This is a genomic window from Bacillus sp. N447-1, from assembly GCF_022701035.1.
Lineage (GTDB): Bacteria > Bacillota > Bacilli > Bacillales > Bacillaceae_G > Bacillus_A > Bacillus_A cereus.
In genome coordinates this window covers 79,393-106,005 of record NZ_CP065509.1, presented here as the reverse complement: position 1 = coordinate 106,005, position 26,613 = coordinate 79,393, and the positions used below count along the sequence as shown (strand labels likewise).

Sequence of the window (26,613 nt, the reverse complement as noted above, 5' to 3'; positions counted from 1 at the left end):
CCTTTAAAATAAGGTTTGTTCTTCTCGTTAGTGTTGTATATAAATTTACTTAGTTATTAACTAGCCTCATAATATTTCTTTTACATTAAATAGATTTGAAATATTATATAAATTCGCTTCTCACTTACTAGTTAAACTAGACATTTCCATAGATTTTTGCGTACAACGTTTCATAGCTGAAATGATAGCTGTTCTTAAACCTTTTTCTTCTAGCGTTACTACAGCTTCTATCGTCGTTCCACTTGGAGAACAAACCATATCCTTCAATTCACCTGGATGTATTCCTGTTTCCAATACCATTTTTGCAGAACCTAATACAGCCTGAGCCGCAAATTTATAAGCTTGTTTTCTCGGCATACCGCCAAGTACAGCAGCATCTGCCATGGCTTCTATAAACATATACACATATGCTGGAGAAGAACCACTAATAGATGTAACAACATCCATTAGTTTTTCATTTATGACCTCCGTCTGGCCGAAAATATTAAATATGTTCAGTACCTCTTTTATATCTTTTTCTGTAACCATTTCATTAAAACATAACGCAGACATTCCTTCTCCAACAAGTGCCGGTGTATTAGGCATTACTCTAACAACCTTTAACTTTCTACCAAATTCATTCTCAGTGCTCTTAATACTTTTTCCTGCAGCAATAGTTACAACGATTACATCATTTTTTATTTGATCTTTTATTTGGTTAATTACCGATGAGTATAAATCTGGTTTGATTGATAAAATTAAAATGTCAGCACTGTTAGCGACTTCATTGTTGTTAGTAGTTATAGTTATGCCATATTCATTACTAGCATTTTTTAAATTAATGACGTTTAAATCTGAACAAATTATTTGATCTGGAGAAACTATATTTTTTTATCATCCCACCTATCATAGCAATACCCATGTTTCCACATCCGATGAATCCTATTTGTTTATTCATAATAATTTGCTCTTGCTCCTTCTACTCTAAATTTTATTGATTTTGAAATTATTATTCTAAATAAGGGCTATTACAATTACTTGGTTTATCAATAGAATTTCAAAATTCTCCTTCCTATATAGAGCTTACATATACCTCTAATAACTTCTTTGCTTTCGCTGAATTTTGAGGTGGGGGTCTTGCTGCCCGGCAAATAGCGGGATAAAATCATTTCTTTAATCTATAATAAGAAGGACATAAAAAAACAAAAAGTTACAAAAATTTTTAAATTAAAATTTTTGTAACTTTTTGTTTTGATGCAAATATAATTTCAATTAAGGTATCTCACCGTTTTAAACTTGACGCTCCATAATCTTGTATAGTTACATTTATATGATATTTAATCGGTACCTTACTAAATGTTTGATCCCAATTTTTTTTGACTTTCTCCCATGTTCTCGGGTGTTTAATTCTTAATTGGTTGCCAAAACCCGCAATATCGACTTGGTATTCTTTTTGTATTTTTTTTGTAACATGATGTACTAAGTGCTTTACTTCTTTTTCAATAGCTTTTTCTTCCCTTTTTAAAAATTCATTTTCAAAATCTTTTCCTGATTGCATCCAATTTTCTGACAAACGCCCTTCTGATTCAATGTTTACATCAAAGGAAATATTATTTCCGTTAACATGTGGTATGATTTTGCTTTTTATTGACTTTATTTCGTATATAATGAGTTTCTTTGATTCTTTATCAAAAGTTTTTACCACACCACCATTCCTTTTTCCGTTTATCCATACTACTCCTTCCAATTCCTGTTCATTTAAAAAGCCCATCAACTTTTTTGTCTTTCCTTTAATTACAGCAGCTCCTGCAAATTTTGTTTCTCCTTTTATCGAGATTACATTTTGCAAAAGAAAACTGGACCCTGACCGCATCTTTCCTTCCAATTTAGCGAGCGATACAGGAGGTAAAATCCTTGTTGTTCTATTTCTATTATCTGCAATTCCAGACAAACGAAATGCTGGGATTTCTCCTTTTTTGTTTGATTCCAGTACCTCCTTCGCTAGACCCTTGCTAATTAAGAGCATACAGCTAAGCCGAACTTCATTGTCACGGAGATACTGTTCAAGTAATTGTTCTAAACTGTATGTACGTACAAGACTATCACTAATAACAATGTTTTTTAAATGTGGGCTGAACATTGTGCTCTCTCTTTTCAATGAAAACTCACGAACAATTTGATGAATGGAATCACCGGTCTCAGAAACATTTATATAACGTTTTTGTTGTCCATTTCCTTTACTTTGTGCTTGCGAACTAACAATTTGATAAGTAGCTGTTATAAGATTTCTTTTAGGATAACCTCCTTCCTCATCCTCTTTCTCAATTGTTGAATCCTTCCCTTTATCTAGTGCTATACCTGCAGTTAAACTCAACTCTTCTACTTCTTTACTGCTCCAACATCCTGTTAAAAATAGAAGCAAAAGCGTCCATAACAAAGCCAAATAGAACCGCATATAATTAAATTTATGTTTCACACTACTCCTCCTTTTAATCGCGTAATAATAAGAAGAAGCAGTGGTAGTAAACCAAATAAAAATAATGCAACATTACCGAGCATATCCCCCAATTTAAGCAAGTCATTTATATTTTTCGAAGTCATAGTAATGATGTAAATGATTGGAATCAAAGCAAAAATAAACGGATGAATACTCTTTTTAAAGAGTTGCGCTAATCCTAATGCAGCTGCATAATAACTAATCGTATAGGTAGCAAATATTTGCATAATCCATATTACAAGCAGTAAAGATTCAAAACGTTCAAATATCAAACCAGAAATTTCAAAACTGCGCATAAGGTCAATTGTCGGCCATGTTCTTGTTACAACCCCATCAATTGATAATGCACCAATGACCATTACAACAGTTATTACATAAAAGATTAACGGAATAGAAATTCCAACTAAAATAGCTTTTACTGCTTTCTTTCGTTGTTCCATAAATACCAAAAGAATTAACATAATTTCAGGACCTGTATATGCGAGAGACGTTGTTTTTATCCCATCTAACACTGGTTTAATTCCCAAACCTAATACGGGACGGAGATTATCTATCTCGAATATTCCGATACTCATAAAGGAAATGATTAAAAAAATAAAAACAGTAATAGGAAATATTATTTCAAACATCCGTGCAATTGAATTAATACCACCCATAATCAAAAAGAGACCTATCCACATAAAAGGCATAACAATAGCCCATGTGGGGGTTCCTTCGAGCAAAAAAAAGCTTATTACTTCTGCCATTGAACGAATTTGAAATGCTGAAGTTGTAAGAAAATACCCTATAATAAGAAAACTAAGCAATCTGCCTATCCATTTCCCTACAATATCTTGACTGTATTGGTAAAATGTTTTTTCTGGAAACTGCTGACTTAATTTGACCATAATTACTCCTGAAACCATTGCGAGTATCCCACCTAATATCACACTTAACCATACATCTGGTGTTTTCACTTTTTCCACAGATGCTCTGGGCAAAGTAAGAATTCCTGTCCCAAGTATGTAATTTACAATAATAACAACTGCTTGTGAAGTTGTTATTCGGTCTTTAGGTATAGTAATCATTGAAGGCCACTTCCTTTCGTCATCAGCTACCTTTTGCGGATAGTTTTTTTGGTATGCATTATTTTCGGTCGACGTCTCATTATTTTTAATGGCATGCGAACCATAAAATCTTTCCAGTCACTGAATCGATATGGAACAGCAGGGCTGGTATAAGGAACGCCAAAACTTTTCAGTTTCACTAAATGACTGCAAAGTAAAAGAAAGAAGAGAATAACTCCATACAAGCCAAATATCGCAGCACAAAACATAGCTACAAAACGAAGAATGCGTAACGTAATTCCCACACTATATTGCGGAATAGTAAAAGAAGAAATAGCTGTTACCGCAACAACAATAACCATTATTGGACTAACAATTCCTGCTTCTACGGCAGCCTGACCAATTATTAAACCGCCCACAATTCCCATTGCCGGTCCAATCGGTTTAGGCAGACGTAAACCTGCTTCTCGTAAAACTTCGATAGCTATTTCCATAATTAACGCTTCTATTAAAGCGGGAAAAGGAACTCCTTCTCGCGATCCGATAATAGAAATAGCGAGCTTAGTGGGAATTAATCCTGGATGAAATGAAATGAAAGAAATATACAGTGCTGGAGCAAATAATGAAACAAAAGCTGTCATGAAGCGTAATAAGCGGAGAAGTGTACCAGGAAGCCACCTTTCATAATAATCTTCTGGTGATTGCAGCAGCATGCTAAATGTAACTGGAGCAATTAAAACAAATGGTGTTCCATCTAACAAAATAGCTACTCGACCTTCCATCAAAGCACTAATAACACGATCAGGTCGTTCTGTATTTTGAATCTGCGGAAAAGGACTGAGATAATTATCTTCAATAAGTTGCTCTATATAACCAGATTCGAGTACACTGTCTATGTCAATTTTCTGAATTCTGTTTTTTATTTCATCCACCAATTCTGTACTAGCAAGATCTTTAATAAATGCGACGACTAACTCTTTCTTTGCACGTTCTCCTACTGGTAGCTTTACTAATGATAAGCTCTCATCCGCACAATGCCGTCGCAAAAGTGAGGTATTATCACTTAATACTTCAGTAAAACCGACCCGTGGCCCTCTGACTAATGCCTCCGATACTGGTTCTTCAATGTTTCGTTTATTTGCTTTTGTTGTACCAAGAATAAACACATCTGCTAAACCATCAATTAAAAGAGCTGTTGAACCTATCAATACTTTGGGTATTAAATCTTTTATGTAATGGACTTCTGCTACTTCACTAATTGTAAGAACTTTATTTTTAATATATTCTTTTGAAACAGTACCCTCCACATAAGAAGATTCATTTTTATATTCATCAGAAAAATCATCCATTAGTAATTTCATAATATGTTTGTCAATTATCTCTTTATCTGATAGACCATCAACAAAAACGATCCCAGCCTGAATATCTGTGCGTCCAATATTAAACTTCCGAAAGCGAACATCAGAATTATGTCCGATTTGTTGCTTTATAAGTTCTAAGTTAGAGGCAAAGTCATTTGTGAAATGAACGGTTGCATTTTGAGAAGGTTTATGCTCTTGTTTCGTTTTACTTTGAATATTATTTTTTTCACTTGTTTGTCTCTTGACTTCCACCAACTCATTCTTCCCACTCTTTCTCTGACATACGAACCCAATGAAAAAATCTTGAGATAGTATACGGAATTAAAAACAAGATAAACGCTTGTACAAAGACTTTCCAATCTGGAAGATAAGAAGTAATTATGTTCCACATTTTTATCACCCAATTTATATACTCTGCTAGGATTGAGATTTCTAAAAAACGATATGTACTTAATAAAAAATAACGATAAGATTAAAGAGCAGAAAAGCGAGACATTATGCTTATTTAGTACCAATAACCTAATTAGTATAAAAACATTTCTGACCTAAAATACCATTTCCAATTATAATTTGTTAAATATTATCTCCTTTTCCCTTATTTATATGCCCGCATTTGAATTTCAAATAATATAAGGATCAATGATATTTCCTCTTAAAGAAAAAGATGCTAGAAGATAGCATCTTTTTCAATTCAACTTACTATGTATTTATATTTTATTGTGAAAATACTCGTTTTTTAATGAATATTAATGTTGAAAAAATAAAAACTACATATTCTTTTGTTCTAAGTTCCTACACTTCTACCGAATCGATACGGAATTTTCTGATTTTAAAACTAATATGAAATAAAGGAGAATAAAAGAAAAATTATATAAAAAATAACATTAAAACAATTATCAATCTATCAATTGAAAATAATAATTAGCAAGAGTTTATCATCTTAACTCCAAGTGTATTCGTTTTGCTTCAAAATAAAGAACTTGAATAAATTTTTTCGTATCAATACGAGCAGGTAATGTTGGTTCATTATTCAATTCTGTCATCTTTCTCCTTACGGTAGTAAAATCAAAAAATCTAGAAGCATAATTTTCGAACTTCGGGTTTAAAAAATCAGTAAGTCCAAGGGATGCTAAATGGTTTAATGATTGATAAATTGCTCTCCGAATCCGTTGTTTGGAAGCTTCTATGAACCTTTTTAATTCGGCATCTTCAGCTGAATCCCCAAGTTTTTTTTGAGCTAAATTCATAAAAATCTCTTTTAGTGAGGGAAAGCCTTGTTCCAACGTGTTATCTTGTTCATATTTATATAAATAATCTAGCATATCCATTAAATCTTTACTTCCACTTTCACTGGCTATTCCTAATTCAGACAAAAGAAAATGAATGGAATTTTGAAAATGATTGAAAGTATTTAAATGTTTTTCACTACGGTATTTTTCTTGCGTACTTAAATTACTATCCAATTTTAGTACCATATTAAGCGATTCTTGAATGTTTTTTATCGATTTTTCCAAACGAATTCGTTCAATGACTTTCCGAACAACTGTTAATACTTCAATCCGGTTAATTGGCTTAATAATATAGTATTCAACACCAAGCGAATAAGCTTCAGCAATTAATTCTTTTGATTCTACTTGAGAGACCATGATGATTTTCCCTTTAAACGAAGGTTTTATTTGACGAATTGTTTTTATTCCATCTTGATTCGGCATTAACAAATCGATAAATAAAATGTCTATATTTTTAAGGATTACCATTTGTTGCTCTAAAGATAAACCATCCTCAGCTTCTCCTATAACCTCCCCAAGATCTTCATCCTCGATAATTTGAGCCAACATTGAGCGAACCGCTTTTTCATCATCTACTATATAAAAATACATAGAATCACCCTTTCGAAATTATATGATCAATCCCTAATCTAATTATAAAAATTGATCCTTTTCCTTCGGTTCTGTCCTCAAACGTAACATCACCTTCAAGTTGTGCGACCATTTCTTTAACATACGATAATCCGATACCTGTCGATGGGTTGCCTAAATCATCATATTTAGAAGTAAACCCAGGCTCAAAAATTGAATCTTTATATTTTGAAGAAATACCAGGACCATTATCGCCTATTTGAAATTCAACAAAATGGTGGTCTTTATTAATGTCAATTGTGATGGTTCCCATACCTTGGATAGCTTCTACAGCGTTTGTAACGATATTATTTATAATAGATAAGATTGTGTAAATATGATAATGAGGATGCACACCATCAATTTTATACACAAATTGGATGTCTTTCTCTAGCAACCGTGCATATTTCGTATTTGCCCGTATAATGATATTTACTAGTTCATGCACAGACATATAATCTGTAAAACTTTCATCAGAAATTAATTTTGAAAGTCCCGCAAAAATACGTTGGTTATCCTTTTTAACATCATGGACCTCACCAGCAATTTGTAATGCCTGTTGCCTTAAATCCTCAAACTGAAAATCCATCTGTTTGTGCTCAAAAGAGTCTAAGGTTTTATATAAATCATAGGATTTTTTTGTTATATTCTCAGCATCTTGTAATGTTTTCTTTAAATGAACAGCATCTTCATATAAATTAGAGATGAGCATGAGCATGTGTTCATTTTGCTTCTTTATATGTCTCTCCCTTGATTGTGCTTCATACAATTTCATCATATTGAAAAAGCTTAGAACTATAAAACTATGGGAACATGCGATAACAATGATCTCATTTATTGCCTCGGATGTGATCGATGTTTTTAATACGAAATATTGAATCATTAATTCCACACAGTCTGACAGTATTTCAATCATGCAACCAATAAAACCAATCATTAGTGGTTGATGATAAAAACGTTTAATTTTTGCTAAATGAAAGAGATACGAATAAGTAAAATAAAAGAAAAAACTAGGATAGTGAGTATGAAAAGCGGCTAGCCAATCCATATTTCCCTTTATAATGACATCCATTGAGATACGAAATACTACCACGACTATCGCTGTTAAAAAACCCGGTAAAAATGCTGGAATTCGTCGAAACAATAACAAAAAAAAGAAAAATGTTGGTGCGCCAAAGCTCATTCTAAATGTTTCATTTAAAGGAAATGACTTTATTTCACCTACTAAGGGTACTGTAAGTATCATTAAAACGAGAATATAGATGTCTTTTTTTACTAAATTACTAAGATTCAAAATAATCACTTCTCACTTTCGCCTAACAGTCAGTATACAAACCTATTTGCATTAATACAATACTTACTCTATTTTTTTCAAAAACTGATAAATAAGATATAAACGAAAGCATTATAGATTGTGAGTATTCATTACACCCTTCTACTTTAGAAAGATACTTTATAACTCAAAAATGTTCAGACACAATATAAGGTCTGAACACTTTTGGACTCGCTCTAACACCAAAATATCTGTGCTCCTTTTTAAAATATACTTAAATCCCATTCTTTTGCAATATGTTCTAACAACATAATTCCTGGTAAACTATTCCCATACTCATCAATGGCTGGTCCGTAAATACCAATACCACATCCATCTTGAAACGATAAATCCTTCCTAGATTTTGAGGGAACAAGTGTCATAATTCCGCCCGATACCCCACTCTTAGCTGGTAATCCAATGAAAGCAGCAAATTTTCCAGAAGCATTGTACATTCCACAAGTAAGCATTAAAGCTTTTGTTAACCTAGCTACTTCTTTAGGGAGCACTTGTTCTTTGCGAATAGGATGATATCCATCATGTGCTAGTATAAGCCCTATTAAGGCAATATCTTCTGTATTTATTTCAATCGAACATTGTTTTAGGTAAACCTCTAGTGTCTCCTCCACATCTGATTCTAGAAAACCATTCTCCTTTAAATAGTATGCTAATGCTCTATTACGATGAGCCGTTTCCCATTCTGATTGAAATACTATTTCATTAATAGCGGGACGCTTCTCTATCATTTTTTCAATTAATACGTATAGAGATTCTAATTTTTCTTGCACCGATGTCCCTGGCAAAAGTGAAGCTATCGTAATCGCTCCAGCATTGATCATAGGATTAAAAGGTTTTCCTGGTTTATGTATCTCTAAACGAATAATTGAATTAAAGGCATCTCCAGTTGGCTCTACGTCAACTCGTTCTAATACATAAGAAATACCGCGACTTAAACAAGCGGCTATAAAACCGATTACTTTTGATATACTTTGTAATGTGAAAGGTATCTCCCAATCTCCTGATTTTATCATTGTTCCATCTGGCTTTACTATACAAATACCTAACTGCGATACATTTATTTCCCCCAGAGCGGGAATATAACTGGCGCTTCGTCCCTTAGCTGCATACGCTCGATAATGAGCTACCCATTGATCTAAGCAAACTTTTTCTTGACCCTCAACTTGAACGCTAGAATCCTTTATCATTTAATCATATTCCCCCGTACTATTAACTTTATATAGAATGATTTTTTCTTTACTATAATCAATAATATTTGCACTAGAACCAAGAAAAATATTCAGACATATTGCAGTCTGAATATCCTTCTTATTACACACTTTTCTTTTTTGAAGTTTTCTCATAACTATCCCAACATTCAATATTTTCAAGCCCTTTAATGTTTTCTTTATAAAAAATAGGATCTTTACCAGCTTTTTTCTGGTTTATATAATCTTGTAACGCCGCAAATGCTACTTTTGAAAGTAAGGTAATAGCAATTAAATTAATAATAACCATAAAGCCCATAAATAAGTCCGCTAAATCCCATACAATTTGAATCTTTGCAACAGAACCAAATACAATCATAGCCAACACACTTATTCTGTATATCATTAACCACACTTTACTTGTATGTAAGAAGCGAATATTTGTTTCACCATAATAATAGTTGCCAATTAACGCACCAAATCCAAATAAAAAAACAAAGATAGCAAGACAACCCGATGCCCAAGGACCTATGTGTTCACTTAATGCTGCTTGTGTAAGTGCAATACCATTTAATCCCGGTTGTTTATATGCATCAGACAGCAAAATAATAAAGGCAGTGCTAGTACAAATGATCAGTGTATCCGTTAATACACCAAATGCTTGAATCAGTCCTTGTTTCACCGGATGACTTGTTGTTGCTGTTGCGGCAACGTTTGGTGCACTTCCCATACCAGCTTCATTTGAAAATAAACCACGTTTAACTCCATTCATAAGTGCTGCACCAATTGAACCGCCTGCTATTTGTTTAAAACCAAATGCGTTTTGAACAATAAGAGAAAGAACTTCCGGCATTTTTGATATGTTGGTAACTACAACAAATAATGCAACTCCAATGTATAATACCGCTAAAAATACCACCTTGTATTCAGCCATTTTTGCAATACGTTGTACACCACCAAAAATAATCGCAGCGAAAGCAATGGCCATGATTATCCCAACTGTTAGACGATCTGTACCAAATGAGTTTTGAAAAGCAATTGTAACTGTATTTGATTGTACTGAATTAAATACAAGACCAAAAGTAATTGTGATTAAAATAGAGAATAATACTCCCATCCAACGTTTATTCAACCCTTTTTCCATATAATAGGATGGACCACCGCGGAAACCAGTTTTATCTTTTACTTTATATATCTGTGCTAATGTGCTTTCGACAAAACTGGAGGCCGAGCTAATAATAGAAATAATCCACATCCAAAATACAGCTCCAGGACCACCTAATGCAATTGCAATCGCAATTCCTGTAATATTCCCTGTTCCAACGCGGGCTGCCATACCAATACAAAACGCTTGAAAAGGAGAGACTTGATCTTTAGAACCACTTTTCCCCTCCATTAATACACGGACCATCTCTTTTAACATTCGAAACTGTACAAAATTCAATTTAAATGTAAAATAAATTCCGCAAATAACAAGCATAATAATTAACAATTTAGACCATAAAAAATCATTTGTTGATCCGACTAAATCTACAAAAAACCTTTCCATATCATCACTCCATACCAAAATTTATCTATCATAATCTATATAAAATCACCTATATTTCCTGGTATAAATACCTCTTTCATATTCAAATACAACAAGGATAAAAATTTTCTATATGAATCGGATTGGCCTATTTAAGCAAACATCACAACATGTAACCGTAAAACTGAAATTTTGAAGTACTTAACGATTATACAAACGGATGCTCTACCCCTTTCTGCAAAACTAATATTTTTATCCACTAACATTGTTGTACTACTGTGTTTGTTTCGTTTACCGGTGATTTAAATCATAATAATCAATAGTGATTAAGTGGTTTTTTGTTAATCTTCTCAAGAACATGGAAATATCTCCTTTCTCACTACTAATCTCAAAAATAGGCTAGGTAAAAACTTCGCGAAAACTCTATAAAGCGCTTTCACTATTCAACTAAGAAAATCTTGTCTTTAATTTATAATTAAAAGTACAGAATGTTACGAAAAAGTACAGATTTTTATAAAAACAAAAAATATTTTAAGTTTTTTCATCTAAAAACACTGAGATTTTGTGAATTTTATACAGTATCCAAACGTCGCAGATTCTGTTCTACCTAACCTTTGACAAGCCTCTATTTTCTTCATAAAAACATGCATACTTTTTCTCTTTTAGAACTTCTTATAAAGTATTTGAAATCAAGAATCAATAGAATATTATAAGAATATTAAAAAATAAAGCATTTAATTTATTTATGGTATCATACAAAAACATTTGTTTTCTCAATTAATCCCCCTAGCTGGATTCGTCTATATTGCACATATTTACAACATGAAAGACACTAAGCAAAAAAGGATTTTATTGAAGGGATGAAACATTACAAAACTCTTATTTAGGACCTTATGACATCCTCTTTTCTAGCAATATCGAGTTATCCCAAAAAACGTATATTTACTAACATAGATTACAGGTGGTGTATTGTGAAAGAAATAGTATTCGTTCAAAATAAAAAAAGACTCCTTATGAAATTCGAATTTTTAAAAAAGGATTTAGTGCTTACCATTTCACTAATACTAGCAATTGTAAGCTGCTTAATACATTCGCCAAAGATCGAATATATTAACTTTGAAGTGTTAATTAGCTTATTTAATCTAATGGTGGCCATTAAGGCCTTGGAACAGCTAAAGATATTAGACAAACTTGCCGTTGCCATTTTAAATAAATGCAATAACAGCAGGTCAATATCTATTATTCTAATTTTGTTATGCTTTATTTGCTCCATGTTTGTAACAAATGATGTCGCTCTCCTCACTTTTGTACCAATAACACTTGTCATTAGTAAAAAAACACAAATGAACATGATGGATACAATCATCCTGCAAACAATTGCGGCAAACATCGGTAGTAGCTTGATGCCTATGGGAAACCCACAAAATTTATACTTATACTCTTACTATGGAATTAAGCTCATCCCATTTTTAGGTTCAATCCTGCTTTTAGCTGTACTTGGAATTAGTATGTTATTTATATGTACTCAAAAACTTCAAAAAACAGATTTGAAAATAGAACTACCTGTTATTACCGTGAAAAATCGAAAAAAAGCTACCGTCTGGATTTTAATACTTCTCACTATCATTGCATCTATTTTTGGTATCATTAATTATTACATTGCGCTAATAGTTACATTAGTGGCAGCATTTACATTAGATAGAAACTTACTATTTAAGATCGATTACTTTCTTCTAATAACCTTTGTCTGTTTTTTTATTTTCATCGGAAACATTTCACATTCGGATGCACTGGAGACATTTGCTCGCGCTAATTTAAGAGGAGATACTTCAGTCTTCTTTAGTTCCATATTTTTGAGTCAATTGATTAGCAATTTTCCTACTTCAATTCTTCTATCAAACTTTACTTCTGATTGGAAAGCTTTATTACTAGGAGTAAATATTGGAGGGCTTGGAACAATTATCGCATCTTTAGCCAGTGTAATCTCCTATAAACTATTCATTCAGGCCAATGTTAAAGAGAGTAAGGCGTATTTAATTAAATTTAGCATTTACAACTTTTTATTTTTAATCATACTTACATGTATACAATACTTTATGTTTAAATTTCTAAAATTTTTTAAAAATTAATTCCTTTAGAAAAACCCAAATTCTCAATTTAATGCTGAGATATTTGGGTTTTAATATAGGTATGTTTAAAGAGCTACAACAAAGTTACCATCAATTTAATATTTTGAGATGTTCTCACAACGAAAATCTTTTAGCTTTTACGTTGTTTATTAGATTTCAGTTCATTTTTGAAGTCTTCTTCACAAAATCCTTAATGTCCCTCAATTTTTTCCTGCTAATATTATCTTTAATGGTTGAATCTATTTCAATTTTTAATTTTGCAAATGCTGCTCCTACACAATTATAGATACTTAATCCAAAAGCAAGATGTCTTGCAGTACCACTAAATGCCTTTTTAATATCAATGTCAGGACGATAAACGTTGAATTTATCAGGCCTTTCAAATACGTTAGAGTCACAATTTGTTGCACCAATCATACAGTAGTATCCACATAACTAGTTACATTCTCCTTTTTTCTATTGTTAATAGCTTCGTAATAAAAGCTGTTAAACAGCAAAAGTGCGAAGTCTTAAATTAGACTTCGCACCTTATACAAATTTACAATCCATGAAGATACCAATACAAATGCAATACTAGATACATACTAATCACTCATTATATCTGTTGCTCTTTTAATTGGCCAATGTATAAACAAATCCTTTTACTTAGCCATTCTTCATGATTGGCTTGATTGTTTCTAGATACTTAATCCCTCTATACTCTTTCAAGCGGTAATCCATTCCGATGGAAATTACAAATGACAAAATTTATCCGTTTTTCCTACTTTCTAAATTCAGCAAGTAAAATGTTCTTAAAAACTTCCGGGTTATTAAGGTTTAAACTGTTCGAATTGATAGCGAGTGTATGTTTACCTCCAAGTGTTCCACCAGCAAAAGTGGAAAACCCTGGAACGGCACCCCTGTGTCCCCATACCGAGACACCGTTCGGAAGCTTAATTTCAAGTATTCCAAGACCATATCCGGTTCCCTCTCTATTTGTAGGAACTGTAGTAAGCATTTGTTTTAACTGCTGTTCCTTCAGTAATTTGCCACCTAGTAAGCAAGAGAAGAATTTGTTTAAGTCGTCAGCAGTAGAAATCATATCTCCATCCGAGCTACCTGGGTTAATATAAGTAACATCTTTTAGCTCACTCGCTCCGTCTAGTTGCAAGTAGCCACGGGCATGCTTGGTGCCTGGAATCACGCTTGAATTACCAGGTAGAAATGTATTTGACAAATCCAGCGGTTCAATAATCCGATTTTCAACCTCTTCCGCATAGCTGTTTCCTGTTACTTTTTCAATAAGGATTCCTAGTATTACATATCCTGTATTTGAATAAGACCAACCCTTTCCTGGGGCAAAGTCTGGGGGAAGTGAAATCCCCATCTTTACAAATTCTTCAGCCGTATACGATTTTTTTATATCCGTAATATCGAAGTCTTTTGAATTTATATAATCAGCAATACCACTTGTATGATTCAATATTTGACGGATAGTAATCTGGTTACCATCATATCCGTTTCCTTGAATAACGCCAGGTAACCATTTTTCAATGGAGTCGTCTAGATTCAAACGGTTCTCTCCAGATAATTGAAGTAGAACTGTTGCAATGAACGTTTTCGTCACACTGCCAATGCGAAAGCGAAAATCTGCTTTCATTGGTTTCTTAGTTCTCAGATCCGCTATCCCAGCCGTATAACTCCAAGTTTTACCACCCTTAGAAATTTGAGCGAGTATTCCCGGGTATCCAAGTTGCAGTTCATCTCGCATTGCTTTCTTAACGGAAGTACGATCGCTTTGCGTACTTGTTTGTAACGAACTAGATACATTTTGCGTAGGTTCTGCTTTTACAACTGATGTTGGTGTTATGTATAACAGGGAACTTCCACCTATTAAAAGTGCTAGACTTGCACATGTAATTTTACTGCTTGTTTTCATAAAGAATTCCTCTCTTCTATTAAAATCGTATTGATGGTTAATAACTATGTCATATGCTAACCACACAGCTATCAACTCTCCCAATGATAAAAGTCAACACTGAATTTGCAATCAACGTACTAATCATTATTTTCACAAACACCATTGTGTTCTAACAATCTCTAAATCACTCTTTTTCCACATACATATTAACCATAGAAATTACTTCTTTTCCTTAAAACACTCTTGTTACTGATTATTTGTTTTATATGTAGGCCGTAATTGTTCCCCCCTTCACGCCTCCTTATATTTTTATCCTACACAATGAAAATCTCTTTTTTCTTACCTATTCCTTACAAATTCCTTACATACAAAATTACTTGTACACTAGGGTTGAAGTAGCATCTGTGCCCGAAAGCGCAAAAAACACCGATGCTTTTCGCTTCAGTGTTTTTGCGCTTTACATATTGTAAGATTCGTTTTACTCTTAACAGGTTAAACTGCTGATTTTTTCTAATGCGATTATTCTTCTTGCTATATAAAACAAATTTCATTGTGTTATATGAAACACTATGAAATTTGTCATTAAGGCACATGATTCTAAATTTATTAATGTAGTTGAGATGGACTCACTTTTTGAATTTGAACGAGTATATCAAACGCTTTACCTAATGATATATCAACAGTTTTTGGTATATCAGGCCCTTCGGTAGTTATTCCAGCGAAAATTGGATGTTGTTCGTTTAACCAAGTTTTTGTCACGCCGTTCGCCTTACGTAAATCAATAAAAAATTGATCTTTTTTAACTTGTCCAAAGATGTAGTTATAACTGTTTGGATCATCCGATTTTAATGTTCCATAGGGGCCAAACTCACCATTGCTATTCTTCACATTGTATTGTCCTTCATAAACTGACGTTCCAATAGATACGTACCGTTTTCCGTAATATTCTGCTAAATGCTGCCCTGCCACTTTAGGGTATATAAAAGAAAGCATATTTGTTTTCGAAACGTGTCCATTATGTCCCCATACAATGGTTTTTCCTAAATGTTCTTCAGTCCACTTCGCATTTTCATACATTGCAATATCATGTTTCAAATAAAAATCCGCTGGTTTATCAGGAGGTGTCGCTAACATTGTAGTAAACTGTTCAATAATACGAGCATTTTGCTTTATCCATACGAACTCTTTAGATTTCCCATTTAAATGACTTTTATTTTCCTCTAATAAAGCACTAATTTGTTTAGCATCTAAAACATACTTTTCTTTTTCTTCTTTCGTAAGGCTTTCAAAAGTATTCATATCCTTTGTTACAGGAATAAGCCCTTTTATCTTCTCTTCTACTCTAGGCAACAGTTTTGAATTATTCGCTTTAATATATTCTATTATATTATTATAAACATTTTCGTTTACTGATTGAATGTCCATCCCGATGACACGTACTTTCGATTTATGTTTTGGATTAGCATTATATTGCCGAATCCAATCAAGTAAATCTAGCATTTCTTTCGTCTTAAATACAGGTGTTAGATGTTGGCTTGGGTTTCCCTTACCAGTAAGAACATATCGATCAAGTTCCAAGGCCCTGTCCCATCCCTCTTCTAAAACTAGATTGGTAAAGCCCTTTTCAGATACTAAATACTTAACAATGCGGTGTTTCATCGTAAAAACTTCATGAGCCCCATGCGTAGCTTCACCTAAACCTACAATTGAAGCTGAACCTACCATATCCTTAAGTGGTTTCAAATCATTAAGAGATGCAGTTGGATTAGTTGTTTTTAAAGGCTTTGCATGTGCTTCTAACCATTTCGCTATTTGATTTGTATTATAGGGAGCTGTAACAGAAACCTCTGTTTTCGAATCTGCATAAGTATTTCCTACAAAATGAGTCATTGTTATAGCAGAAACAACAATTGCAATAATCATTTTCTTTTTCATAAAAAACCTCCTGAAATATTTACTTATAGCTTTTTGACATACTCTGCCAACTTCCGTTTAAAATATTCATTTTCTTATTACTGTTAAGATACATTTATTCTAGTTCCTAAAACTCACTTATTTCTTAATAGGTTCTTAAGAAATTCTTAATTCATTTATACAAATATAAAACTAAATAAGCTTCAATTCATTGTATTGTAAATTCCTCATTGCATAACATTATAATGTACAGATATTCGTTATAAATGATGTTATTAAAAGTATTCAATTTCAGTATGTATTATTAACGTAGTTAATATATGGTTAATATGAAGTTCCAAATTTTGATTGTTTGTAGTCTCTTTATCATAGAGTTAATTTAGGGGTTATTTTTTGTTCACTTCATTTTTTTCGGCACTCTGCATCTAGACGGTATACCCATTGGCCACAGTTAGACTATTTCAAATCAAAAAAATAGATTACCTGCACACTAAAGAGTATAGCGCACAGGTAATCTAGTTGTTTTTGAGATTAATAAAAAACTAATTTATCTTTTGAATTCTTCCATCAATAATAGACTGAATTGGTTCTTTTGATTTTTTTATATAATCTACTAATGCTTCAAAATCAGTTGGTCCTGTTTCAGCATCTTTACCGTTTTTAAAGGATACAAATCCATCTCCACCTGAAGCTAGAAATGCGTTCGCAACGACGCTGTAAGTTTTAGAAGGAATAATTTCTTCTCCATTTGTTAAGCGAATACTTGTTACTTTTTCTCCATTAGGCTTGTTCGCATCCCAAGTGTATTGGATACCTGAAATTTGAAGCATTCTTGTTATGTCTTTTTGCCATTGTTGATTTAAAATATCACGAATGTCTTGACCTGTTAAATTTACTTTTATTAATTGATTTCCGAATGGTTGAATACCATATATCTCTCCCCATGTAATATCACCAGCATCTAAGTCATTACGAATACCACCAGGATTCATAAGTGCAATTTGGGATTGCATTGTTGTACGCTGAGCATCAGCAACTAAATTTCCAAGAGTAGATTCACCAGCCATATTTTGTTTGCGATCTAGTGGAGCGATAGACTTACCTACAACTTCATTAACAAGAGGTGCGATTTTTGCTTGATATTTCTCCATCTTCTTCTTTATTTTTTTATCAGGCTCTATGCCTTCATGATAAGTTGTAACAATTTCTGCTTTTTTCTCAACAATATCTTGTGTCTTACGATCAATCTTTACATCAACATCAGCAAAAGCCATACCATAAGAATTTGCTTGTACGACAAGTTTATTATTAACAGTTCCATTTACATAGGTGTGGCTATGGCCACCAAAAATAACATCGACTTCTGGATCAGTCTCATTTGCTAATCGGACGATATCACCATTTGTTACGCCGTTCCCATCTGTTATACCTCCGTTATGTGCAAGAACAACGATAGATTTAACGCCTAGTTTTTTTAATTGCTTTACGGATTTGTTAATAGCTTCAACTTCATCTGTAATTTCTACATTCTTTAGCATAGTAGGCATAACGAGGTTAGGAACATCCGTTGTTACGACTCCGATAAAGCCAACAGGGACTCCTTGTACCTTTTTTATAGTGAATGGTGGTAAAAATAAACGACCGGTGGATTTATTATAGAAATTTGCAGCAACATATGGGAATTTTGCTCCTTTAAAATTTCCTGTTTTCTCATGGTATCCACCATAAATAAGGCGGTTCATTTCTTCAACACCTTCATCAAATTCATGATTTCCTATCGTTCCAACATCGAATTTCAAATCATTTAGAAATTCAATTGTAGGTTCGTCTTGTAATAATGCTGAAACAGGAGTACTTGCTCCAACAACATCTCCAGCATGTACCTTTAATGTATTTGGATTTTGTTTTTCACGATCACGTAAATAAGCCCCTAAGTACTCAATTCCCCCTGCATCTTTATTGTTAATTTTTTTTACAGTGTCTAGTTGCCCATGAAAATCGTTAATACCGAGCATTTGTACATCTATGTAGCGATTTTGTTCTGTACTTGCTTGGATTGAAGGCGCAGCAAATACACTAGTAAAAGTAACTGTACTTAATGCTAAAGCAACTGGAATAATTTTTTTCAACATAAAATTTCTCTCCCCTAATTAAAATCTGACATAATACGATGTTATTTTAATATATTAAGAGAATTATTTCCATAAAAATTCTACCAATTATAAAAATTAATAAGATTTTATTGTTTTCTGACAAGATATTTCTTCCTCAAAAAATGTACATTTCTTTGTTTTGAGGAAGAAATATTATCTTGATAGTAATATAGCAATACATCTAAAAGACCTAAAAACTCTAAACAATAAATTTTTGCTGTTAAGAAGAATATTCAATTCGAAACTAATGAAGATTTATCAACCTAACATATCAATACCACCATTTAAAAAGATGCTCCTGGATTTATCCAAGAGCATCTTTTATAAAGCTTTATTTTTTACTTATTTATAATTTATCAACTAACAATTATATAGTTGTAATCAGTCCTTTAAAAATAATAGGAGTGCTTCATTAAATTCTTTAGCATGCGTTGCATTTAGCCCATGTGGACCACCCTTTATTAAGGCTACTTTAGAATTAGGAATTGCTTCATGTGTTAATTTCCCACTATATTCATATGGTACAGTTGCATCAGAATCACCGTGAATAATAAGAGTAGGTATATTAAACTTCTCCAAGTCTTTTCTAAAATCTGTCTTACTAAAGGCGGTAATACAATCAAGTGTTCCTTTAGGTGATGCACTGGCTGCAATATCCCAATTATATAAACGGAATGGCTCACTAACTAAATCTGTTCGATTACCAGCCGCGAAAAATCCCTTAGTAAATTCATCAAGAAATGCAAGGCGGTCATTTATCACACCACTTTTGAATGCTTCAATTGTTGCATCATCTAAGGCCCCTTCAGGATGATCCTCTGATTTGTATAAATACGGAGGAACTGCCCCAGCAAAAACAGCCTTTTCAATACGATCTGTTCCATACGTACTAATATACCGGGCTACTTCGCCTCCACCCATAGAAAAACCAACAAGTGTGACATTTTGAAGCTCTAAATGTTCTAATAGTTGATGTAAATCAGAAGTAAAGGTATCATATTCATACCCTTCCCACGGCTGAGATGATTGTCCAAATCCTCGACGATCATATGTTATAACTCTGTATCCAGCCTCAACAAGAGCGGGAACTTGGTATTCCCAAGATCGACCACTTAACGGCCAACCATGAATGAGTACAACTGGTTTTCCTGTGCCATGATCCTCATAATATATCTCAATTGGTTCTTGCTTTTCGGTTCCTACAGTAATTTTAGCCATGCTTCTACCTCCTAAAAATATTCCAATATGTATCCTTTTCTTCAATAATCTAGATGAATGTCATAACCTATTCATGCACGTTTATGTTGTGAATTCTAAGTATGAAACTCTATTGTTCCAATGCATTCATTTTCTCCTTTTGGAACAATCCCCCCTCTAATACCTTTTGCATCATAAAATAATTACTGAACATTACTCCTATTCAATTGTAATAACAAAAATAGGTGACTATCAATATCGTTCTATCTATAGGATGTATAGGTAAAACCAATCTATTTTATAGTGAAAACAACTATAGTTACGACCTATACAAATTATAGATAATTTAGAATTGATTAACGAATCAGTTTTCAAATACTATAAATTTGTATAGCACTTCATGTTCTGTGAATGCTGCTATAACCAATATTATTGGTCAGCTTAGTTATAAACGAAGAAACTTATGATAGTATCCGACTATTTAAACTTTCTTCGATTACTTAATTTTTAGGAGGAATACATAATGACTGATCTCTATTCTCGTATTAACAAAGATGATGCTGTTGTGCTTTTAGTAGATCATCAAACTGGTCTTATGTCCGGACTAGTACGTGACTATGGTGTTGATGAATTCAAGAACAATGTTTTAGCTCTTGCTCATACTGCTAAGTTTTTTAATTTACCAGTTATTTTAACAACAAGTTTTGAAAACGGGCCTAATGGACCTTTAATGCAAGAATTGGTTAATCTCTTTCCTCATGCACCAAAAATAGCTCGACCTGGACAAATTAACGCATGGGATAATGATGATTTTGTAAAAGCAATCGAAGAAACTGGAAAAAAACAACTTATCATCGCAGGCGTAGTTACGGACGTTTGTGTTGCTTTCCCGGCACTTTCCGCTATAAAAGCTGGATATGAAGTATTTGCTGTTACTGATGCTTCAGGAACTTTCAGTAAACAAGTTGCAGATGCTGCCAATACACGTATGGCACATAGTGGCGTGCAACTTATGAACTGGTTTAGCGTAGCTTGCGAATTACAACGCGATTGGCGCAACGATGTCGAAGGTTTTGGCAATTTGCTTGCTAGCAATCTTCCAGGCTATCAAAATATAATTGGAAGCTATAGAGGAGCTCAGCGAGATCTTAGTAAACAAAATGCATAAATGTATCTCAAGGAAATAGCTTTAAATCACCTTTTTTAAAGTAGATAGTATAAATTTAGTGCTGATTAAATCAGCACTAAATTTAAATTAAAAAGTATAGTAGAGCTTCAATTGACAGAAGATACATTACTTTCAATAAACAATTGAAAAAGGAGCGTTTTATTATGAGTAATTTAGAATTGTTAAATCCGGAGAACAGTGCCTTAATTTTAATTGATTTTCAACCTCAAATGACTTTTGGAGTTGCAAGTATTGATAGACAAACATTGATTAATAACGTTATGCTACTTGCTAAATCAGCAAAAACTTTTAACGTACCTACTATTCTTACTACAGTTGAAACACGCAGCTTTTCTGGTTATTTTTGGCCACAAATTCTTGATATATTCCCAAACCATGAAATTATAGAACGTAGTTCAATGAACTCTTGGGAAGATCCGAAATTTGTTGAGGCAGTTAAAGCAACCGGTAGAAAGAAATTAATATTTGCAGCACTTTGGACTGAAGTTTGCCTTGCATTCCCTGTGCTTGAAGCAATTAAAGCTGGCTATGAGGTATATGCAGTTGATGATGCTTCAGGTGGTACTAGTTTGACAGCACATAACGCTGCTATGCGTCGTGTAGAACAAGCTGGTGCAATTCCAGTGACAGCAATTCAAGTTTTACTTGAATACCAACGTGACTGGGCACACAAAGACACTTATGATGCTGTAATGGAGATTGTAAAGGAACACACTGGTGCTTATGGTCAAGGTGTAGAATACGCATATACTATGGTGCATGGCGCGCTTCCAAGCAGGAAAATATGAAACAAGAAGGAGTAGCTGTCGAAGAGACTTATACAGGGAACACGATGGATGCTGGCAATCCAGTAATAACCATTGTTACATGGGAAATTCAAGAAGGTAGAGAAAAACAGTTTGAAACATGGAGACATGAAATTGAGGCTGCGGCTACTAAATTCCCAGGACATTTAGGTGTAAATCTAATAGTCCCAAGTAACGAATCCAGAGAGTATACTGTTATTTTTCGCTTTGATACGTATGAGCATCTACGTACTTGGCAAGAATCAGATGTTCGCCGGGATTTGTTAAAAACGGCGGAGCAATTTCAAGCCACTAATCCAACTTACAAAACTGAAAGCAGTTTGGCTTATTGGTTTGTTACTCCGAAAACGCCAGTTCCACCGCCAAAATGGAAAATGTCTATCGTTACCCTTCTGGGTGTATGGCCTCTTAGCATGTTAGTTCCTAAAGTGATAGGACCTATTATAAAACATATGAATCCTATTATGTCAGCTTTTTTTGTTTCTGTATGTATAGTGTCCTTGCTATCATGGGTAGTCATGCCGATTTTCGGTAAATTATTTCATCCATGGTTACAAAATAATAGAAAGTAGACGAGGTGTGAACATGAATTTACCGGATATGATCTTATATAACGGAAAAATTACTACCCTTGACCCTTCTCAGCCTGAGGTATCTGCTATCGCCATAACTGATGGTTTAGTCACTGCAGTAGGTGGAGATGAGCTTCTTAATAGTGCCACGGAAAAAACAAAAAAAATAGACCTTAAAAGAAAGAGAGCTATTCCAGGCCTGAATGACTCCCATATACACGTGATTCGTGGTGGTCTGCATTATAATATGGAATTACGTTGGGAAGGCGTGCCATCACTTTTTATTGCTCTAGAAATGCTCAAAGAACAGGCAAGGCGTACACCTGCTCCTCAGTGGGTAAGAGTAGTTGGAGGTTGGTCTGAATTTCAATTTAAAGAGAGACGGATGCCAACATTAGAAGAGATTAATGCTGTTTCTGAAGACACGCCTGTCTTTGTGCTACATCTTTACGATAGAGCACTTGTAAATCGTGCAGGGCTACGTGCACTGGGATACACGAAAGATACCCCAGACCCTCCAGGCTGTTTAATTCAGCGGGATAAAAGAGGTAATCCAACGGGCCTTTTAATTGCTAACCCTAACGCTTCTATTCTTTATTCAAGTTTGGGTAAAGCTCCAGTACTTAATCTTGACGACCAGATTAACTCAACTCGCCATTTTATGCGTGAATTAAATAGATTAGGTATTACAAGTGCCATCGACGCAGGTGGTGGTTTCCAAAATTACCCTGATGACTACAAAGTTGTTGAACATTTAGCCGAGAAGGAACAATTAACTTTGCGTATTGCTTATAATCTATTTACGCAAAATCCTAATCATGAATATGAAGACTTTGCTTCATGGGCAAAAATTGTTTCTCCCGGTCAAGGAAATGATAAGTATAAAATGAATGGTGCCGGAGAAATGTTAGTATTCTCGGCAGCCGATTTTGAAAAATTTCAAATGCCACGGCCCGAACTAGCTACAGTAATGGAAGCCGACTTAAAGAAAGTAATTTCTCTATTGGTGGAAAACCGTTGGCCATTCCGTTTACATGCAACTTATGACGAGTCAATCACACGTTTCTTAAATGTATTTGAGGAAGTTAACAGAGAAATTCCTTTTAATGGGCTACGCTGGTGGTTTGATCATGCAGAAACAATCTCAGATCGTAGTATGGAACGTGTTAAGGCTTTAAATGGCGGTATTGCCATCCAAGACCGCATGGCTTTTCAAGGTGAATACTTTGTTGACTTATACGGAAAGGAAGCTGCAAAGCGTACACCTCCGATTTATCGTATGTTAGACCTTGGTATACCTGTTGGCGCCGGTAGTGATGCAACCAGGGTTTCCAGCTATAACCCTTGGGTTGCTCTTTACTGGATGGTTGCTGGAAAAACCATTGGTGGGCTTTCCATATACGATGAAAAAAATAAACTTGATAGAAAAGTAGCCCTGGAATTATATTCAAAAGGAAGTGCGTGGTTCTCTGGTGATGAAGGTAAAAAAGGAACCCTGGCAGTAGGTCAGTTTGCTGATATTGCTGTATTGTCTGCTGACTACTTTACTGTGCCGGAAGAAGAAATCAAAGACCTTGAATCATTACTCACCATTATGGGTGGGCAGGTTGTTTATGGAAATAATGAATTTAAAAACTTATCACCTGAATTGCCGCCAGCATCACCTGATTGGTCACCGACGGGAGTTTATGGGTATGGTGGTGCTAACCTAGCCAACACTATACTTTCTCACGATTCCCATGATAACAAGTTACATAGTTGTAGTAACCCTCTCCATCAACACACTCATACCGTAATAGGAAAAGATGGAACTAAATGGGGTATTGGTTGTACTTGCTTTGCTTTCTAAATCAAAACCACCGGTATAATGCCGGTGGTTTTCTTTCTACAATAAGGATATGTAAATTTAAAATAGTAGTGTATATCCCTAATGGAATCTGTTACTATGCGATAAGACCGAAGAATTAATTAACTTAACTTGTTTTTGACAGCCTTCTCTCCTTGCAAAGTCTTTCCTTTTTTCCTTAATTAAAAGTCAATGGTATCCCCTTTTGATCGACTACACCACACATATAAATCCACTGCCCTTTGACTTTAATATAGATCTTAATTTTTCAATTGTTACACTAAAATCATTATTATTTCTATTACACTGATACTTTTTGAGAATCATTTAACTTCTGCATAAAGATACGTGCTGCAAAACTTAAAAATTTATCATCAAAGTGAATAAGATTAATATCTTGACTTGGTGTTGGATCAGTAATACGAACTATGCTCAAAGTATCATTATTAACAAAATTAACCAGTGAAAGAGGTATTATGGCAACCCCATGTCCATTGTATACAAGGCTCAATAGAGAAATAGAAGATTTTGTTTCTATATTTGCTTCAGATAAAGATAACCCTAAACTCTCACAATATATCTTAATAGATTCACGACAACTACATGAAACCATTACTCTACTGAGCCCTACTAATTCTCGAAAAGAAACAAATGATTTTTCATTCAAAGGATGATTTTTTGGAATGACAAGAACGAGCTCTTCACTATACAAAAGGGTGCTTGTTAATGTGTCTGGAATTTGAGCACTACGTGTAATCCCGAAATCAATATTTTTGTCAACGATTTGATTTACAGCAACTTCGGATTCTATAATCTTTACTACAATGTTGGGATAATGTTGTTGAAACTTCATAATATAAGGTGTTAAATAAGTGAGATCCTCTAATAAACCTCCTATAGTAATCACACCTCTTTTTACACCCTTTAATTCAAAAATTTCATTATAAACGTCATCAAATTGTTGCATGATAAATTTTCCTTTATCAAATAGCAGCTTACCCGCTTCTGTCATTTTGATACCTCTTCCAACTCGATGAAACAAGGGTGTATCAAGTTCACCTTCTAAAACTCGTATTTGTTGACTTAAAGTCGGCTGTGAAATACCTAGAACTTCCGCAGCTTTAGTGAAACTATTATTATTACAAACTTGAATAAAATACTCTAAATGACGTAATTCCATTCTTGATACCCACTCTCCGCTTTATGAAAGATTTATAATTTAAAGGACGATATGTATACGTTAACATAACAACTTTATTTCATATTATACCGATTGAAATTACACGCTTTATTCATTTTGTATTATAATAAATTTACTACCATTTATTAATTTTTCCTCCTATTTATTTAAATTATATTTAATTAGGACATTACTAATTCGAGATATATTTCTAAAAATTTATAGTTCGAGTGCATAATACCCTAATTTTTTCAACTTTTCGATTATCATTTTTTTCTCAATATAGTCCAAACCACCAAATATTTGCTGAATCGCCTCTTTATGCTGAGGAAAAATAATATCCATTAGTTCAATACCTTCTGAAGTAATTGACGCATACGTGACACGGCGGTCTTTAGGACATGGTTTTCGTATTAAGAACCTCTTCTTTTCCAACTTATCCACTACATACGTGATACTACTACTTGCAAGTAATATTTTGTCTCCAATTTTTTGTATAGGCTGATCGCCTTTACTATACAGTAGCTCAAGCACTGCAAATTCAGTTGGATTAAGTCCATAACTTTTTATATCCTCTTCAATACGCTTAGTAATTGACTGTACTGCCCTTGATAATATAACAAATAACTTTAAAGATAAGCTCTCATCGTTAATCATGCTCATAATTACCAATCCTTTACAAGTTATCTTGAATTCGAGATTCATTATATTATCGTCAAAATATTATGTCAATCATTCATTTTAGCTTTATCAATCTATTTATAATTTATTTCTCAACATATGACATATGGAATTAGAAGAAAACAATTGTTAATATATAAGTATCTCAATTACGTTATTTCTTTTAAAGAGAGCTTGTTTTTAATCGCAAGTTCTCTTTTGCCATATTCTAAATTGAATC

General features: G+C 33.6%; 19 protein-coding genes and 2 pseudogenes. 5 read left to right on the top strand and 16 right to left on the bottom strand.

The features are described from left to right. Positions 1-120 precede the first annotated feature (120 nt). The 9 genes and pseudogenes from proC to IQ781_RS00425 all read right to left on the bottom strand — a co-directional run bounded on the left by proC (position 121) and on the right by IQ781_RS00425 (position 10,847). A pseudogene (gene proC, locus IQ781_RS00460) lies at positions 121-937 on the bottom strand (pyrroline-5-carboxylate reductase). A gap of 324 nt (positions 938-1,261) precedes the next feature. Next, positions 1,262-2,455 (bottom strand): Ger(x)C family spore germination protein, encoded by a 1,194-nt coding sequence (locus tag IQ781_RS00455; protein ID WP_000680796.1) that lies wholly within the window; start codon positions 2,453-2,455, stop codon positions 1,262-1,264. Next, entirely contained in the window at positions 2,452-3,543 is a 1,092-nt protein-coding gene (locus IQ781_RS00450) for a spore germination protein (protein WP_242808211.1), read from the bottom strand. The genes IQ781_RS00455 and IQ781_RS00450 overlap by 4 nt, the downstream gene beginning before the upstream one ends. A gap of 26 nt (positions 3,544-3,569) precedes the next feature. Then, positions 3,570-5,143 (bottom strand): annotated as a pseudogene (locus IQ781_RS00445) (spore germination protein). Continuing rightward, positions 5,140-5,274 (bottom strand): hypothetical protein, encoded by a 135-nt coding sequence (locus IQ781_RS28130; RefSeq protein WP_000267088.1) that lies wholly within the window; start codon positions 5,272-5,274, stop codon positions 5,140-5,142. The pseudogene IQ781_RS00445 and the gene IQ781_RS28130 overlap by 4 nt, the downstream one beginning before the upstream one ends. 544 nt (positions 5,275-5,818) lie before the next feature. Then, the gene (locus IQ781_RS00440) at positions 5,819-6,763 is read right to left on the bottom strand and encodes a response regulator (protein ID WP_000274085.1); all 945 of its coding nucleotides are present in this window, start codon (positions 6,761-6,763) and stop codon (positions 5,819-5,821) included. Positions 6,764-6,767: 4 nt separating this feature from the next. Beyond that, a complete protein-coding gene (locus IQ781_RS00435) occupies positions 6,768-8,084 on the bottom strand; it encodes a sensor histidine kinase (protein ID WP_000584789.1) in 1,317 nt (438 codons plus the stop codon). Positions 8,085-8,317: 233 nt separating this feature from the next. Next, positions 8,318-9,298: a glutaminase GlsA gene (gene glsA, locus IQ781_RS00430; RefSeq protein ID WP_000588648.1), complete on the bottom strand. Its 981-nt coding sequence runs from the start codon at positions 9,296-9,298 to the stop codon at positions 8,318-8,320. A 124-nt stretch (positions 9,299-9,422) separates the two neighbouring features. Continuing rightward, positions 9,423-10,847, bottom strand: a complete 1,425-nt coding sequence (locus tag IQ781_RS00425) for an alanine/glycine:cation symporter family protein (RefSeq protein ID WP_139847095.1) — start codon at positions 10,845-10,847, stop codon at positions 9,423-9,425. Positions 10,848-11,797: 950 nt separating this feature from the next. On the opposite strand from IQ781_RS00425, the gene IQ781_RS00420 reads away from it, so the two are divergent. Beyond that, on the top strand, positions 11,798-12,955 hold the full coding sequence (locus IQ781_RS00420) for an anion transporter (protein WP_242808210.1): 1,158 nt from the start codon (positions 11,798-11,800) through the stop codon (positions 12,953-12,955). A 156-nt stretch (positions 12,956-13,111) separates the two neighbouring features. Here IQ781_RS00420 and IQ781_RS00415 read toward each other — a convergent pair whose 3' ends face one another. The 5 genes from IQ781_RS00415 to IQ781_RS00395 all read right to left on the bottom strand — a co-directional run bounded on the left by IQ781_RS00415 (position 13,112) and on the right by IQ781_RS00395 (position 20,140). Further along, on the bottom strand, positions 13,112-13,372 hold the full coding sequence (locus tag IQ781_RS00415) for a cytochrome P450 (protein WP_002204756.1): 261 nt from the start codon (positions 13,370-13,372) through the stop codon (positions 13,112-13,114). A 343-nt stretch (positions 13,373-13,715) separates the two neighbouring features. Continuing rightward, the gene (locus IQ781_RS00410) at positions 13,716-14,873 is read right to left on the bottom strand and encodes a serine hydrolase domain-containing protein (protein ID WP_139847097.1); all 1,158 of its coding nucleotides are present in this window, start codon (positions 14,871-14,873) and stop codon (positions 13,716-13,718) included. Between the two features lie 588 nt (positions 14,874-15,461). After that, positions 15,462-16,790 (bottom strand): erythromycin esterase family protein, encoded by a 1,329-nt coding sequence (locus IQ781_RS00405; protein WP_139847098.1) that lies wholly within the window; start codon positions 16,788-16,790, stop codon positions 15,462-15,464. A gap of 521 nt (positions 16,791-17,311) precedes the next feature. Then, positions 17,312-18,901 (bottom strand): bifunctional metallophosphatase/5'-nucleotidase, encoded by a 1,590-nt coding sequence (locus tag IQ781_RS00400; RefSeq protein ID WP_000913780.1) that lies wholly within the window; start codon positions 18,899-18,901, stop codon positions 17,312-17,314. A gap of 402 nt (positions 18,902-19,303) precedes the next feature. Continuing rightward, positions 19,304-20,140 (bottom strand): bromoperoxidase, encoded by an 837-nt coding sequence (locus tag IQ781_RS00395; protein ID WP_001074300.1) that lies wholly within the window; start codon positions 20,138-20,140, stop codon positions 19,304-19,306. Between the two features lie 502 nt (positions 20,141-20,642). On the opposite strand from IQ781_RS00395, the gene ycaC reads away from it, so the two are divergent. The 4 genes from ycaC to IQ781_RS00375 all read left to right on the top strand — a co-directional run bounded on the left by ycaC (position 20,643) and on the right by IQ781_RS00375 (position 24,535). After that, positions 20,643-21,287: an isochorismate family cysteine hydrolase YcaC gene (ycaC, locus tag IQ781_RS00390; protein ID WP_000131229.1), complete on the top strand. Its 645-nt coding sequence runs from the start codon at positions 20,643-20,645 to the stop codon at positions 21,285-21,287. Between the two features lie 164 nt (positions 21,288-21,451). Continuing rightward, on the top strand, positions 21,452-22,096 hold the full coding sequence (locus IQ781_RS00385) for a hydrolase (RefSeq protein ID WP_000067162.1): 645 nt from the start codon (positions 21,452-21,454) through the stop codon (positions 22,094-22,096). Further along, complete coding sequence (locus tag IQ781_RS00380; RefSeq protein WP_242808209.1) at positions 22,093-22,686, top strand: antibiotic biosynthesis monooxygenase; 594 nt, start codon at positions 22,093-22,095, stop codon at positions 22,684-22,686. The genes IQ781_RS00385 and IQ781_RS00380 overlap by 4 nt, the downstream gene beginning before the upstream one ends. Positions 22,687-22,699: 13 nt before the next feature. After that, positions 22,700-24,535, top strand: a complete 1,836-nt coding sequence (locus tag IQ781_RS00375) for an amidohydrolase (RefSeq protein ID WP_139847099.1) — start codon at positions 22,700-22,702, stop codon at positions 24,533-24,535. 298 nt (positions 24,536-24,833) lie between these two features. On the opposite strand, the gene IQ781_RS00370 is transcribed toward IQ781_RS00375, so the two are convergent. Further along, positions 24,834-25,712 carry a LysR family transcriptional regulator gene (locus tag IQ781_RS00370; RefSeq protein WP_063536793.1) on the bottom strand — a complete coding sequence of 293 codons (879 nt, stop codon included), beginning with the start codon at positions 25,710-25,712 and terminating at the stop codon, positions 24,834-24,836. 219 nt (positions 25,713-25,931) lie between these two features. Continuing rightward, positions 25,932-26,375: a MarR family winged helix-turn-helix transcriptional regulator gene (locus IQ781_RS00365; RefSeq protein ID WP_063536794.1), complete on the bottom strand. Its 444-nt coding sequence runs from the start codon at positions 26,373-26,375 to the stop codon at positions 25,932-25,934. Positions 26,376-26,613: the final 238 nt, after the last annotated feature.

Bases quoted from the DNA above. Each gene is read 5' to 3' on its own strand.
- IQ781_RS00450 (WP_242808211.1), bottom strand. From the start codon at position 3,543: ATGATTACTATACCTAAAGACCGAATAACAACTTCACAAGCAGTTGTT.
- IQ781_RS28130 (WP_000267088.1), bottom strand. From the start codon at position 5,274: ATGTGGAACATAATTACTTCTTATCTTCCAGATTGGAAAGTCTTTGTA.
- IQ781_RS00440 (WP_000274085.1), bottom strand. From the start codon at position 6,763: ATGTATTTTTATATAGTAGATGATGAAAAAGCGGTTCGCTCAATGTTG.
- glsA (WP_000588648.1), bottom strand. From the start codon at position 9,298: ATGATAAAGGATTCTAGCGTTCAAGTTGAGGGTCAAGAAAAAGTTTGC.
- IQ781_RS00425 (WP_139847095.1), bottom strand. From the start codon at position 10,847: ATGGAAAGGTTTTTTGTAGATTTAGTCGGATCAACAAATGATTTTTTA.
- IQ781_RS00415 (WP_002204756.1), bottom strand. From the start codon at position 13,372: ATGATTGGTGCAACAAATTGTGACTCTAACGTATTTGAAAGGCCTGAT.
- IQ781_RS00410 (WP_139847097.1), bottom strand. From the start codon at position 14,873: ATGAAAACAAGCAGTAAAATTACATGTGCAAGTCTAGCACTTTTAATA.
- IQ781_RS00405 (WP_139847098.1), bottom strand. From the start codon at position 16,790: ATGAAAAAGAAAATGATTATTGCAATTGTTGTTTCTGCTATAACAATG.
- IQ781_RS00400 (WP_000913780.1), bottom strand. From the start codon at position 18,901: ATGTTGAAAAAAATTATTCCAGTTGCTTTAGCATTAAGTACAGTTACT.
- IQ781_RS00395 (WP_001074300.1), bottom strand. From the start codon at position 20,140: ATGGCTAAAATTACTGTAGGAACCGAAAAGCAAGAACCAATTGAGATA.
- ycaC (WP_000131229.1), top strand. From the start codon at position 20,643: ATGACTGATCTCTATTCTCGTATTAACAAAGATGATGCTGTTGTGCTT.
- IQ781_RS00385 (WP_000067162.1), top strand. From the start codon at position 21,452: ATGAGTAATTTAGAATTGTTAAATCCGGAGAACAGTGCCTTAATTTTA.
- IQ781_RS00380 (WP_242808209.1), top strand. From the start codon at position 22,093: ATGAAACAAGAAGGAGTAGCTGTCGAAGAGACTTATACAGGGAACACG.
- IQ781_RS00375 (WP_139847099.1), top strand. From the start codon at position 22,700: ATGAATTTACCGGATATGATCTTATATAACGGAAAAATTACTACCCTT.
- IQ781_RS00370 (WP_063536793.1), bottom strand. From the start codon at position 25,712: ATGGAATTACGTCATTTAGAGTATTTTATTCAAGTTTGTAATAATAAT.
- IQ781_RS00365 (WP_063536794.1), bottom strand. From the start codon at position 26,375: ATGAGCATGATTAACGATGAGAGCTTATCTTTAAAGTTATTTGTTATA.